General features: G+C 68.3%; 11 protein-coding genes. 5 read left to right on the top strand and 6 right to left on the bottom strand.

Annotated elements, in window-relative coordinates; translation table 11 throughout:
• Positions 1-19 precede the first annotated feature (19 nt).
• The 3 genes from ASF65_RS06195 to metC all read right to left on the bottom strand — a co-directional run bounded on the left by ASF65_RS06195 (position 20) and on the right by metC (position 2548).
• Positions 20-793 (bottom strand): anti-sigma factor, encoded by a 774-nt coding sequence (locus tag ASF65_RS06195; RefSeq protein WP_055886699.1) that lies wholly within the window; start codon positions 791-793, stop codon positions 20-22.
• Entirely contained in the window at positions 780-1322 is a 543-nt protein-coding gene (locus tag ASF65_RS06190) for a sigma-70 family RNA polymerase sigma factor (protein WP_055886698.1), read from the bottom strand. Before ASF65_RS06190 ends, ASF65_RS06195 begins: the two co-directional genes overlap by 14 nt.
• A gap of 92 nt (positions 1323-1414) precedes the next feature.
• Entirely contained in the window at positions 1415-2548 is a 1134-nt protein-coding gene (metC, locus tag ASF65_RS06185) for a cystathionine beta-lyase (RefSeq protein ID WP_055886695.1), read from the bottom strand.
• 264 nt (positions 2549-2812) lie between these two features.
• Between metC and ASF65_RS06180 the strand changes: the two genes are divergently transcribed.
• The 5 genes from ASF65_RS06180 to ASF65_RS06160 all read left to right on the top strand — a co-directional run bounded on the left by ASF65_RS06180 (position 2813) and on the right by ASF65_RS06160 (position 8740).
• Positions 2813-3832, top strand: coding sequence for an amino acid ABC transporter substrate-binding protein (locus ASF65_RS06180; protein ID WP_055886693.1), 1020 nt, complete (start codon positions 2813-2815; stop codon positions 3830-3832).
• A gap of 77 nt (positions 3833-3909) precedes the next feature.
• Positions 3910-5100 carry an amino acid ABC transporter permease gene (locus ASF65_RS06175; protein WP_055886690.1) on the top strand — a complete coding sequence of 397 codons (1191 nt, stop codon included), beginning with the start codon at positions 3910-3912 and terminating at the stop codon, positions 5098-5100.
• Between the two features lie 10 nt (positions 5101-5110).
• Entirely contained in the window at positions 5111-6610 is a 1500-nt protein-coding gene (locus ASF65_RS06170) for an amino acid ABC transporter permease (RefSeq protein WP_055886687.1), read from the top strand.
• 69 nt (positions 6611-6679) lie between these two features.
• Positions 6680-7450 (top strand): amino acid ABC transporter ATP-binding protein, encoded by a 771-nt coding sequence (locus tag ASF65_RS06165; protein WP_055886685.1) that lies wholly within the window; start codon positions 6680-6682, stop codon positions 7448-7450.
• Between the two features lie 129 nt (positions 7451-7579).
• Positions 7580-8740 (top strand): AI-2E family transporter, encoded by a 1161-nt coding sequence (locus tag ASF65_RS06160; RefSeq protein WP_055886680.1) that lies wholly within the window; start codon positions 7580-7582, stop codon positions 8738-8740.
• Between the two features lie 60 nt (positions 8741-8800).
• Here ASF65_RS06160 and ASF65_RS22250 read toward each other — a convergent pair whose 3' ends face one another.
• The 3 genes from ASF65_RS22250 to ASF65_RS06145 all read right to left on the bottom strand — a co-directional run bounded on the left by ASF65_RS22250 (position 8801) and on the right by ASF65_RS06145 (position 12638).
• A complete protein-coding gene (locus ASF65_RS22250; protein ID WP_280137614.1) occupies positions 8801-11107 on the bottom strand; it encodes an OmpA family protein in 2307 nt (768 codons plus the stop codon).
• A gap of 136 nt (positions 11108-11243) precedes the next feature.
• Positions 11244-12380: an FAD-dependent monooxygenase gene (locus tag ASF65_RS06150; RefSeq protein ID WP_055886677.1), complete on the bottom strand. Its 1137-nt coding sequence runs from the start codon at positions 12378-12380 to the stop codon at positions 11244-11246.
• A gap of 12 nt (positions 12381-12392) precedes the next feature.
• On the bottom strand, positions 12393-12638 hold the full coding sequence (locus ASF65_RS06145) for a zinc-finger domain-containing protein (RefSeq protein WP_055886674.1): 246 nt from the start codon (positions 12636-12638) through the stop codon (positions 12393-12395).
• Between the last annotated feature and the right edge of the window lie 66 nt (positions 12639-12704).

Here is a 12704-nt window from a genome sequence, read left to right as displayed (position 1 = left end):
CTCCTGAGGATGGAAAGGGTCAGTAGAGGGTGCGCGACAACTCGCCGGCCCACTGGCCGAGGCGGTCGCGGTCGACACCCGACGAGACGAGCGCATAGGCGACCTCGCCGATCTGCCAGTAGGCCGTGTCGGCTTCGCCGGCCGGCGCCAGCGAGGCGTCCACGACATCGAAGCCGCCCGGCCGCACGGCGTAGAGCGAGACTGTCGCCTGTCCTCGCGTCTTAAGCGCCATCTCGACGCTCGGACCGTGGGTGGACGGAAAGACCTGGACATCGCTCACCGCCCAGTCGGCCGGCAGCTTCGGCAGGCGGATCGCGGTGGCGGAAAGGATTTCCGCCGGGTCGTAGCGCTGGGTCTCCGGCTGCGAGGCCATGCCGGCACGCAACTGGCTGGTCCGATGCGCGCGGATCGCGTCCTCGACGAAAGCCGGCGGCTGCACCGACGCGACGCTCTCGCGAACGCCGAGGGCGCCGAACTGCGAATGCGCCGCCCAGCCGATGGCCACGAACAACCCGAGCGCAGCGATACGGCCGAGCCGAGGGGCGAGGCGCCGCCGAAGCCGGCTCGCCTGGAGCAGACGGGCCGCATGCGAGACGCGAAGTCCCGCGCCGCCTTCCGGCAGCGGAAAGGCGAGGCGAAGTTCGCTGGTCAGACGCAACTCCGCCATCACCCGCGCCGCGTCGGCCGGGTGCTCCGACAGGAACGCCTCGACGGCGATCCGGCGCTCGGGCCGCAGCTGGCCGTCGACATAGGCGGCAAGGTCGGCGTCGGTGATCGGATCAGACGGATGCATCGGGGCTTCCTCCCTTCGCCCGGAACCGCACGACATTGTCGCTCTCGTCCGCGTCGATCGCCCGAAGCTGCGCCCGCGCCCGCGAGACGCGCGACACAAGCGTGCCGACGGGGATGCCGAGCGCCGTCGCCGCGTCCTCGTAGGACAGGCCCTCGATCGCCACGAGGTGGAGCGCGGCGCGCTGATCCTCCGGCAAGGCCAGGAAGGACCGGCGCACGTCCTGCAGCCGGAGCGTGTCGTGTTGCGAGGCCGGCTGTGCGACGTCCACCGACGCGTCGCTCGGCATCTCGACGCCGGCTCGCACGGCGCAAGCCCGGCGACGGTCGACGAAGGTGTTATGGAGGATCGAGAAAAGCCATGAGCGGGCGTTGCGTCCCGGCCGGAACTGGCGCTCGCGCTCGATCGCCTTGACCAGCGCATCGTGCACGAGATCCTCCGCTTCGCCCCGGTCGCGCGTGAGCGAGTAGGCGTAGCGTTTCAGAGGCCCCAGCTGGGCGAAGAGATCGTCGGTCGTCCGCGTGTCGCGCATACCCGGATATACGGATGGCACGACCGATCCATCCGGCGGCGTCGCTCACTTCGCCATCACGAAAGAGCGAGCCGCCGGACGGTCGCGAGACGCTATCGGCGCATCGCGCGGACGGCGGCGAAGCCCGCTTCGAGATCGGCCTTGAGGTCGGCCGCGTCCTCCAGCCCGATCTGCAGCCGGATCACAGGTCCTTCGGGCGGGGCGGTCGCATGGATCCGGTCGGTGAGGTCCACTTCCAGCGCGAGGCTCTCGAACCCGCCCCAGGAATAGCCGAGGCCGAAGAGCGAGAGCGCGTCGAGAAACGCCGCCGCCTCGTCGCGGCCGCCGCCCTGGAGGACGAAGCTGAAGAGGCCCGTCGAGCCGGCGAACTGGCGTTTCCAGAGATCATGGCCGGGGAACGAGGGCAGGGCGGGGTGGAGGACGCGGGCGACATCCTCGTGGTCCTCCAGCCAGTGCGCCAGCGCCAGCGTGGACTCTTCATGCGCCCGGATGCGCAGGTCCATCGTCTTCATCCCACGGAACACGAGATAGGCGTCCTCGGCCGAGACGTTGATGCCGAGCTGCATCTGGGCGTCCCGCAACCGGCCGAAGGTCTCGCGCGTCGCCGAGACGCTACCCATCAGGAGGTCGGAATGGCCGCCGGGATACTTGGTCAGCGCATGGATCGACAGGTCGACGCCGTGCTCCAGCGGACGGAAGAGGAGCGGCGTCGCCCAGGTGTTGTCGAGCATGCTGACGGCCCCGCGCGCGCGCGCGATCCCGGCGGCTTGCGCAACGTCCATCATCTCGAACGTGTTGGACCCCGGCGCTTCGAGGAAGACGACCTTCGTGTTCGACCGCATGAGCCCGGACAGTCCGGCGCCGATGTCGGGCGAAAAATACTCGGTCTCGATGCCGAGGCGCTTCAGCATCGTGTCGCAGAAGAGGCGGGTCGGGCCATAGACGCTGTCGACGACGAGGCAGTGATCGCCCGCCCCGAGGAAGGCGAGAAGGGGAAGCGAGACGGCCGCGAGCCCGGAGGGGACCAGGATCGTGCCGTGCGAGCCCTCCAGTTCGTCGATCGCCTCTTCCAGAGCGCTGAGCGTCGGCGTCCCGCGCAGGCCGTAGGTATATTTTTGCGCCCGACGCCGCATGGTCGAGGTGTCCGGGAAGAGGACGGTCGAACCGCGGACGATCGGCGGATTGACGAATCCCTGCGACGTTTCGGGATCGTGCCCGACACGCATGCGACGGGTGGCCGGCCGCAGCGTTGATGAATTTTTGGGGTCTTGAGACGTCAAAAGCCGATCATCCTGTGGAATATGTGCCCACTTCACGAGCATTTGCCACGTGGGCCATGGAAAAAAACGCCAGTCGCTTGACCTGCCCATTCCGATGGCATGTGATCCGCGCCGAGCCTCCTCGCGTGGGTTCCGGCATCGGACGTTTCGAGAGAAGCGCCGGGTCTCTCTCATTCATATCAGCAACCGGGCGAACTTGAAGGTAATCGGATGAAACTGAAGCTACTGACCGCCGCTCTCTGCCTGTCCGCGTTCGGCGCCGTGACGACCCACGCCTCCGCCGCAACGCTCGACGACACCAAGGCGCGCGGCACGGTGCGGTGCGGCGTCAACACCGGCCTGCCGGGCTTCGGCTTCCAGAACGACCAGGGCCAGTGGGCCGGCCTCGACGTCGACTACTGCAAGGCGATCGCCGCGGCGATCTTCAATGATCCGTCCAAGGTGGTCTATTCGCCGCTCTCGGCCGTCCAGCGCTTCCCGGCGCTGCAGAACAGCGAGGTCGACGTCCTCGCCCGCAACACGACCTGGACCATGAGCCGTGACACCTCGCTCGGCCTGAAGTTCGTCGGCGTGAACTACTACGACGGCCAGGGCTTCATGGTCCGCAAGGAGCTCAACGTGAACTCCGCGCTGCAACTGTCGGGCGCCACCGTCTGCGTGCAGAGCGGCACCACCACCGAGCTGAACCTCGCCGACTACTTCGCCGCCAACAACATGCAGTACAACCCGGTCGTCATCGAGGCGCAGTCGGACGTCAACAGCGCCTACGACAGCGGCCGCTGCGACGTTCTCACCACCGACCAGTCCGGTCTCTACGCCTCGCGCCTCGAGCTCGGCACGCCGGACGACCACGTCGTCCTGCCCGAGATCATCTCGAAGGAGCCGCTCGGCCCCGCCGTCCGCCAGGGCGACGACCAGTGGTTCAACGTCGTGAAGTGGACTCACTTCGCGCTCCTCAACGCCGAGGAGCTCGGCGTGACGCAGGCGAACGTCGAGGAGATGAAGAACTCGGCCAACCCCGAGATCCGTCGCCTGCTCGGCGTCGAGGGCACGTTCGGCGCCGACGCCGGCCTGTCGAACGACTTCGTCGTGAACATCGTCAAGGCGGTGGGCAACTACGGCGAGCTCTTCGAGCGCAACGTCGGCACCGGTTCGCCGCTCGGCATCGCACGCGGCCAGAACGCGCTCTGGACCAAGGGTGGCCTCCAGTACGCTCCGCCGATCCGCTGATCCCGGCCGACCGCTAGCGTTGAGACCCGCCGCCGCCTCGGCGGCGGGTCCGTCTCCCGATCCGAAGAAGGACCTTCATGACGGTAAGCTCGGGCATGGCGCCAAAGGAACACACGCGTGATTCCGTCTTCACCAATCCCAAGGTGCGCAGCATCGTCATCCAGGTGACCCTCTTGGCCGCCATTGCGGCCTTCACCTGGTGGATCGTCGGGAACACCGCGCAGAACCTCCAGCGCGCCAACATCGCCTCGGGCTTCGGCTTCCTCGACACGCGCGCCGGCTTCGACATCTCGCAGGTGCCGATCGCCTACACGAACAACGCGCCCTACGGCCGCGCGATCGTGGTGGGCATCGTCAACACGCTGATCGTCGCAGGCACGGGCATCGTCGCGGCCACGATCATCGGGTTCCTCGTCGGCATCGGCCGCCTGTCGCACAACTTCCTCGTGCGCGGGCTCTGCACCGTCTACGTCGAGACGTTCCGCAACATCCCGACGCTCCTCGTCATCCTCTTCTGGTATTTCGGCGTGCTCTCGGTGTTGCCGCTGCCGCGCAACGCGATCGAGCTGCCGTTCGATTCCTTCATCTCGAATCGCGGCCTGCAGACACCCAAGGCGATCTTCGAGCCGGCCGCCGCCGCGACCTTCTGGGCGTTCGTGGCCGGCCTCATCGCCACGATCGTGCTGTCCCGCGTCTTTGCCGCGCGCCAGCGCGCCACGGGGCACCGCCCGGGACTGATCCTGCCGGCCCTCGGCCTGATCGTCGTCCTGCCGCTCGTCGTGTTCGCGGCGACCGGCTTTCCGGCGACGCTCGATATCCCGAAGCTCGGCACGTTCAATCTTTCCGGCGGCTTCCAGATCCGCCCCGAGTTCCTCGCGATCTTCCTGGCGCTTTCGGTCTATACGGCGGCCTTCATCGCCGAGATCGTGCGCGCCGGCATCCTGTCGGTCTCCAAGGGACAGAACGAGGCGGCCGCCGCGCTCGGGCTGCGGCGCGGCGCGGCGCTGCGCCTCGTGATCGTGCCCCAGGCCTTCCGCGTGATCATCCCGCCCCTGACCTCGCAATATCTGAACCTCATCAAGAACTCGTCGCTCGGCCTGGCGATCGGCTATCCCGATCTCGTGGCCGTCGGGTCGACGGTGCTCAACCAGTCGGGCCAGTCGATCGAGGTGGTCGTGATCTGGATGGCCGTCTACCTCGGCATCAGCGTCACGATCTCGATCCTGATGAACTGGTTCAACCGCCGCATGAAACTTGTCGAGCGCTGAGGGCCGGACGATGGAAGAACAAGTCGCCCGTTTCGTCGCCCGCGGCCAGATCGAGCCTCTCCCGCCACCCGCGAGCGAGACCGGAGCCTTCGGCACGGTCCGCAAGCACCTCTTCGCGACCCCGTTCGACGCGGTCCTGACGATCGTCTGCGGTCTCCTCGTCGCCTACGTCATCAACGGGCTCGTCCAGTGGGGGATCGTGAACGCGGTCTTCACCGGTTCCGACCGGACCGCCTGCCTGTCGACGGAGACGCGCGAGGTCGGCGCCTGCTGGGCCTTCATCGGCGCGAAGTTCGACCAGTTCCTCTATGGCACCTATCCGCTCGACGAACGGTGGAGGGTGCAGCTCGTATTTTTCGCGCTGGTCGCCCTCATCGTGCCGATCGCGATCCCTAAGGTGCCGTTCAAGCGTCTGAACGCGGCGCTCCTCTTCCTCCTGTTCCCGCTTGCGGCGCTCGTTCTCCTGACCGGCGGGCGCTTTGCGATGTCGGGCTCGGCGATCGGCCTCGTCTTCGCGCTGGCGGCGGCGGCGACGATCTTTCTGGCGACCGGACGCAGCACCACGGTCATGCGCACCGGCGCGATGAAGGTGGCGTTGTGGCTCGCCGTCCTGGCCTTCGTGGTCTCGTTCGCCTCGTTCTACGTCAACAGCGGCCGGATCCTGTTCCTGTCCTTCCGCTTCGAGATGCTGAGCCTCGTCGGCTTCGCCGCGGCCGTCGCCTCGATCGTTCTGGCGATCATGGCGACGGTTCGCACCGCGGAGACCGGTTCGAGCCTCGTCGGCCTGTATCTGCCGACGGTGGCGGCGCTCGCCTTCGTGCTGATCCTGACGTCGAACTTCGGTCTGGAATTCGTGCCGACTAACCTCTGGGGCGGCCTCCTGATCACGCTGACGGTGGCGCTGACCGGCATCACCGCATCGCTGCCGCTCGGCATCCTGCTTGCGCTCGGGCGCATGTCGAAGATGCCGGCGGTGCGACTGCTATGCGTGATCTTCATCGAGTTCTGGCGCGGCGTCCCGCTGATCACCGTCCTGTTCATGGCGAACTTCATGCTGCCGCTGCTGCTTCCGGCAGGCGTCAGCTTCAACCAGCTCCTGCGCGTCCTCGTCGGCGTCTCGCTGTTTGCCGCGGCCTACATGGCCGAGGTGATCCGCGGCGGCCTGCAGGCGATCCCCAAGGGACAGTACGAGGGCGCCGACGCGATGGCGCTCACCTACTGGCAGAAGATGCGGATGATCATCCTGCCGCAGGCGCTGACGCTGGTGATCCCCGGCATCGTCAACACGTTCATCGGTCTCTTCAAGGACACCAGCCTCGTCTACATCATCGGTCTCGCCGATCTCCTCGGCACCATCCGCCGCGGCTTCGGCGATCCGATCTGGATCACGCCGTCGACGCCGGCGACGGGGCTCGTGTTCGGCGCCTTCGCCTTCTGGCTGTTCTGTTTCAGCATGTCGCGCTACTCGATCTTCATCGAGCGACGGTTGGCGCGTGGCCGAAAGCATTGACCGGTTCCCGTACCGTCCGGCCTGTCGAACGACCGGCGACTCTTTCCTTCCAGCGCGTAGGATCCTGACATGAGCAACACGTCCGCAAGCCCGACCCCGCAGTCGTCCGGTCCTGCCATCGAACTGTCCGGCGTCAACAAATGGTACGGCGAGTTCCACGTCCTGCGCGACATCAATCTGCGCGTCCGGCGCGGCGAGAAGATCGTCGTCTGCGGTCCCTCGGGTTCCGGCAAGTCCACGATGATCCGCTGCATCAACCGGCTGGAAGAGCACCAGAAGGGCCGGATCGTGGTCGACGGCGTCGAGCTGACCAACGACCTGAAGAAGATCGACATCGTGCGCCAGGAGGTCGGCATGGTGTTCCAGCACTTCAACCTCTTTCCGCACCTCACCATCCTCGAAAACTGCACGCTGGCCCCGATCTGGGTGCGCAAGATGCCGAAGAAGAAGGCGGAGGAGGTGGCCATGCACTTCCTCACCCGCGTTCGCATCCCCGAGCAGGCGAACAAGTATCCGGGCCAGCTCTCGGGCGGCCAGCAGCAGCGTGTCGCGATCGCGCGGGCGCTTTGCATGCGCCCGAAGGTGATGCTCTTCGACGAGCCGACCTCGGCGCTCGACCCGGAGATGGTCAAGGAGGTGCTCGACACGATGGTGTCGCTTGCCAACGACGGCATGACCATGATCTGCGTCACCCACGAGATGGGCTTTGCCCGTCAGGTGGCCGATCGCGTCATCTTCATGGATGCCGGACAGATCGTCGAGGAGAACGAGCCGAACGCGTTTTTCTCCAACCCGCAGCACGAGCGCACGAAGCTCTTCCTCAGCCAGATCCTGCACTGAACGAACGGGCCGCCACCCTTCGGCTCGAAAGCCGGTCCCGCTTGGCGGGGCCGGCTTTTGCGTTTCGTCCACGGCGGAACGTCGCGGTACATCCGGCGTTACAACCCAAAGGCATGTCGGAAGACAGTGATGAGCGAGACGAGCGGAGAAGCCCGGGAGCCGGCGATCGTGGCCCCCGCCATCGGCCTCGTGAACCGGCAGACGTTTCAGGCGGGGCCCCGCTGGGCGATCGTCGGCATCTTCCTGATCATGCTGTTCGGGGCGCTGTATCTCTCGTCGAGCTTCGTGCTCCCGGTCGTTTTCGCGCTCCTCTTCATGCTCGTGCTGGCGCCGGTCGTTCGCTTCGGCCAGCGCAGGCTCGGCATCTGGCCGCCGCTGACCGCGGCGGCTCTGGTGTTCGGGACCTTCCTGCTGCTGATCGGCGCCTTCTCGTTCCTGACGGGACCGCTGACCGACCTTGCCGGCAACATCCCCCGATACGTCTCGGCGCTGAACGAGGAGATCGATACCGTCCGCGATCGCCTCGGCGCCCTGCGCGGCGCACGGATGGAGGCGTCGGAGGCCGTCGGCGCGCAGGACGGAGCGCAGCAGCCGCAAAGCGTGATCATCGACGGACCGCAGCTCCTCAACAGCGCGGCGCTTATGGTGCCACAGATCGGCGCGAGCATCGCGTTCGCGCTGATCTTCCTGTTCTTTCTCCTGTCGTCCGGCAGCCTGTTCTACCAGAAGCTCATCGAATCCCTGCCGAGGCTCTCCGACAAGAAGCTCGCGTTGACGATCGCCCATGAGATCGAGACCGAGCTTTCGCGGTATCTCTTCACGATCACCCTGATCAACGCCGGGCTCGGCCTCGTCATCGGGACGCTGATGTGGCTCATCGGCCTGCCGATGGCGCCGGTCTTCGGCGTCCTCGCCTTCGCGCTCAACTTCATTCCTTATCTCGGCGCGATCGGCGGGATGATGCTGGTCGGACTGGTGGGCCTTGCGGAGCACCGCGACGTCGCGGGCGCCCTCCTACCGGTCCTCCTCTATTTCGCGGCGACCACGGTCGAAGGCCAGTTCCTGACGCCCATCCTCGTCGGCCGCCGGTTGGCTATGAACGCCGCCGCCATCTTTCTCGCGGTGGCGTTCTGGGGCTGGATCTGGGGCGTCGTCGGCATGTTCCTTGCCGTGCCGATCATGGTCGGGGTTCGCATCGTCGCGGGTTACGTCGACAGTCTCCAGCCGCTCGCGAACTTCTTGTCGGCTGAGCGCCAGCCCGCCGCTGGCAGCGAGGATGGCGCGGACTGATCCGCGGGCAATGAAAAAGGCCGGAGCGTTTCCGCTCCGACCTTCCTTTTCTGCGGCCGATCAGTTGGCCTGCGACGTTTCCACCGGCTTCACCAGCGGGGTGATCCGGCGGAGCGTCACCCGGCGGTTCTCGCGATTGGCCTCCTGCGTGTCGACCTTCAGGTCTTCCTCGCCGTAGCCCTGCGTCACGATGTTTTCCGCCGGGATCTCGAAGTACTCGGTCAGCGCCTTCGCGACCGCCTCCGCGCGCCGGTCCGACAGGGCGAGGTTGGCGACGTTGCTGCCGACCGCGTCCGTGTGGCCCTCGAGGAGGAAGACCTCGCCGGGGTTCTGATCCACCACGCGCTTGACCGCGTCGGCCAGCGCCTGGAGGTTGTCGACCTCGCTCTGCTCGATCTCGGCCGATCCGAACGCGAAATTGATCGTGTTCAGATCGATCCGGCGCACCTTGTCACGAATACGTTCGCTGCGGCGGACCTCGTTGATCGAGTAGATCCGCTCGACGGTTTCCACCGGCGGAGCGACGAGCGTGTCGTAGTAGAGTTCCTCGTTGGGCTGCGCGACATCGACGATGTAGCGGTCCTCGGGGATCTCGAGTCGCAGCGGCGGAAGGTCCGCCCCGGCGTCGTAGTAGTAGTCCGGCCGGCTGTCGTCCTCTGCGTACGGATCGTAGAACAGAACCGTCTCGCGCCCGTCGGCCGCGATGCGCGAGCGCTGGATCACGTCACCGTACTCGTTCTCGATCGTGACGACCTGAACGCCGTTCGGACGCGTGATGATCTGGCGCGTCAGTCCACGCGGCAGCCGCTCGTAGTACACATCGCGCGAATCGACCGTGAGGCGGTCGGTGTCGTCCGAGCGGATGAAGTAGGCCGCGGCCGCACCGGCGGCAGCACCCGCGATCCCCGCACCGACGAGCGAGAGGACATCACGATCGCCGACACGTTCCACCACCTGGACATCGTTCGGCAGAACGACCTGCGGAGGCGCTTCGAGGCGTTGCCCTTGCTCCGCCGTGATCGGACGCACCTGGACCGGTGCGGCCAACTGCTGGACGCGCGCGTCGTTGGTGGCGACACCACCGGCGGGCACGGGGGCCGTCTGGACGTCGGCGGCGACGGGACGCGGGTTCTCCACCGGAGGCGGCGCGACCGCCTGCTGGCCGGGCGCCGGAGTGCCGGGAGCCGGCAGCGCACCGTTCGGAAGCGGCGGCGTCGGCGGCGTGCCGGGAGCAGCCGGGGCCGGCTGGCCTGGCACCGTTCCGGGAGCCGGAAGAGCCCCGTTCGGAACCGGGGGCGTCGGCGGTGTTCCGGGGGCGACCGGCGCGCCGTTCGGGCCGCGCAGGGCGGGATCGGTCGGAGCGGTCTGCGGGGCGAGAGGTTCGGTCGGGTTGGCGCCGGCTGCCGGCGGCTGGGCGCCGGGAACCGGCGGCGTTGCAGGCTGGGCTCCCGGCGTTGCGCTCGGCGGAGCGGCCGGCGTCTCGCCTGTGCCGGCGGGCCGGGTTCCCGGCGCAGCCGCGGCCGGCGGCGTTGCGGGCGGGCGGGCGGCGGGCTCGGCACCGTTGCGCGTTCCGGCCGCACCGTTCGACAGGTCGTTCTGCGTTCCCGCATCCGCCGGAAGTTCGGCCGGGTTGCCCTGAGGCGCGTTGCGCGGGGGCCCGCTATCGGGCGCGGCATCCGCCGGACGGGCGGGGCGCTCGCCGGCCGGAGCCTCCGGTTCGCCGGGCGCGCGGGGGCGGTTCGGCTCGCGCGGCTCGCCGCGGCGGGGCTGCCCGTTGGGCTCGGGCGGACGTTCGGCGTCGGCCGGTGCGCGCGGACGCTCGGGCTCGGCCTGTCCTTCGGGCGCCGGAGCGCGGTCGCGGCGTGGCGCAGGGCGCTCGGCCGGGGTCTCGGGCTCGCGGGCCTGTTCCGGTTCGGCCGCGTTGCCGCGCGCGGGCGCAGCGTCCGGCTCCGGCGCACGCTCGCGGCCGCGACGCGGAGCCGGCTCCTCGGCCGGCGCATCGGGTTCGGCCTGCCGCGCACGCTGCGGCGCGTCTTCCGGGGCGGCCTCGCGCTGACGGCGAGGCGCGGGGCGCTCGGCCGGAGCTTCCGCTTCGGGAGCCGCCTCGCGCTGGCGGCGCGGCGCAGGGCGCTCGGCCGGAGCTTCGGCTTCCGGGGCGGCCTCACGCTGACGGCGGGGCGCCGGGCGCTCCGCCGGTGCCTCGGGCTCGGCGGCGCGGCCCCGGGGTGCGTCCGGTGCTGCTTCCTCGATCGCCGGCGGACGCCCTTCCGCGCCTTGGGCAAGAGCGGCGAGCGGACCCGTCATGGCGGTGGAGGCGGCGAGAGCCGTCACCGTCAGCAAACGTCCGGTGTTCTTCAGTCTGATCATCGATCGGCCTTCTGGTTACGTCCCTTGCAACTGTCGGCTGGTCCGTCGACAGCGCATGCGCACGCCGGCCGGAAACCGTTGCCTGGCAAAGTAGGCCGGTCGGTGTGTTAGGGAATGCAGACCGCAAGGCGGCTCATCAGTTCGTGGAATCGGTCCCGTCGGCGTTCGCACGCCAGTCGTAGAGCCAGGCGAGATCCCGCCGCAGCGATTTCGGCGACCGGATGGCAAGGGCAAGATCGCGCGCGAAGGAGATCGGACGAGGCAGATGATAGACGCGCTTGTGGAACGCGACACGGTCGAGAACCCGCCGAACACGCGGCGCGCGCAGCGTCTCGAAACGGCGGAGGCCTTCCGCCGGGGAGCCGCCGTCGGAAACGCAGGCCGCAAGGACGAAGGCGTCCTCGATCGCCATCGCCGCGCCCTGGGCGGCGTAGGGCAGCATCGCGTGGGCGGCGTCGCCGATCAGCGCGACCGGCCAGCCAGGTTCCGCCCGCCAGCGCGGCTCGACCGTCAGAAGCGGCCACGAACCGACCGGTTCTGCCGCCGAGAGCATGGCGGCCAGCGCCGGGTCCCAATCCGCTACCGGTCCGAGACCTGGGTCACCGTCCGGGACGATCACGACGATGTTCTGCGTGCCGGCGGCGTCGATGCGGTAGCGCACCACATGGCGGCGGTGACCGAGCCAGGCCTCGATCGCCGCCGGCCCGGCCGGTGCGGCCGAACTTACGATGAAGCGCAACGCCGTCGCACCGGACGCAACGGGGGCGGGGAAACCGAGAAGCCGCGCGGCCGCCGAATGCACGCCGTCGGCGGCCACGAAAAGGTCGCTCCGGTCCTGCGTCGTGCCACGGGGGCTTTCGAAGGTGGGGCGGACGTTGTGGCCGTCACCGTCGAGCGCGACGAGTGTCTCGCTTAAGGAAAGATCGATCCCGACGGCACCCGAAGCAGTCTCGAGAAGCACCCGCTGCAAGTCCGCGCGGTGGAGGACGCGGTAGCCGCGGCCGTCCGAACTCGACACGGGAACCGTTGCGATCCGCCGGCCGCTCGGACCGTCGCGCAGGACGACGCTGTCGGCTGCAACGCCGATATCATCGATCGGAACGCCCAGCTGGTGGAGCACGTCAAGCGCGTTGGGCGAGAGCTGGATCCCGGCACCGACCGGATCCAGCCGAGGGGCCCGCTCGCGGACGCGGACGCGCCAGCCCTTTCGTGCGAGCGCGATCGCCGCGGTCAGCCCCGCGATGCCCGCGCCGGCGACGGTGGCCTCGGGCATGTGCGCTGGGCTCTAGGCGGCGCGGTGGCGATAGAAGCAGCCCGGCGGCACGCTCTCGTCGCGCTTCAGCACCGTGTTAAGCTTGTAGAGGGTCGAGCAGTACGGGCAGACCTTCTCGCCCTCGTCGCCCATGTCGAGGTAGACATGCGGGTGGTCGTAAGGCGGGGTCGCGCCAACGCACATGAATTCGGCGACGCCGATCTCGATCACCCCATGGCCCCCGTCGTTCTGGAAGTGGGGGGTTCCGTAGTCGGCCATGCTGCCGTCTCCATTCGCTCGTCTCGAAGCGGGCGGAACTTATCCATCCCTCAATGAAAAGAACAG

The organism is Aureimonas sp. Leaf324 (assembly GCF_001423245.1).
Taxonomy (GTDB): Bacteria; Pseudomonadota; Alphaproteobacteria; order Rhizobiales; family Rhizobiaceae; genus Aureimonas.
This window is presented reverse-complemented; position numbering and strand designations above follow the sequence as displayed.

Excerpts from the sequence above, each read along its gene's own strand:
- ASF65_RS06195 (WP_055886699.1), bottom strand. The coding sequence starts at position 793 with ATGCATCCGTCTGATCCGATCACCGACGCCGACCTTGCCGCCTATGTC.
- ASF65_RS06190 (WP_055886698.1), bottom strand. The coding sequence starts at position 1,322 with ATGCGCGACACGCGGACGACCGACGATCTCTTCGCCCAGCTGGGGCCT.
- metC (WP_055886695.1), bottom strand. The coding sequence starts at position 2,548 with ATGCGTGTCGGGCACGATCCCGAAACGTCGCAGGGATTCGTCAATCCG.
- ASF65_RS06180 (WP_055886693.1), top strand. The coding sequence starts at position 2,813 with ATGAAACTGAAGCTACTGACCGCCGCTCTCTGCCTGTCCGCGTTCGGC.
- ASF65_RS06175 (WP_055886690.1), top strand. The coding sequence starts at position 3,910 with ATGACGGTAAGCTCGGGCATGGCGCCAAAGGAACACACGCGTGATTCC.
- ASF65_RS06170 (WP_055886687.1), top strand. The coding sequence starts at position 5,111 with ATGGAAGAACAAGTCGCCCGTTTCGTCGCCCGCGGCCAGATCGAGCCT.
- ASF65_RS06165 (WP_055886685.1), top strand. The coding sequence starts at position 6,680 with ATGAGCAACACGTCCGCAAGCCCGACCCCGCAGTCGTCCGGTCCTGCC.
- ASF65_RS06160 (WP_055886680.1), top strand. The coding sequence starts at position 7,580 with ATGAGCGAGACGAGCGGAGAAGCCCGGGAGCCGGCGATCGTGGCCCCC.
- ASF65_RS22250 (WP_280137614.1), bottom strand. The coding sequence starts at position 11,107 with ATGATCAGACTGAAGAACACCGGACGTTTGCTGACGGTGACGGCTCTC.
- ASF65_RS06150 (WP_055886677.1), bottom strand. The coding sequence starts at position 12,380 with ATGCCCGAGGCCACCGTCGCCGGCGCGGGCATCGCGGGGCTGACCGCG.
- ASF65_RS06145 (WP_055886674.1), bottom strand. The coding sequence starts at position 12,638 with ATGGCCGACTACGGAACCCCCCACTTCCAGAACGACGGGGGCCATGGG.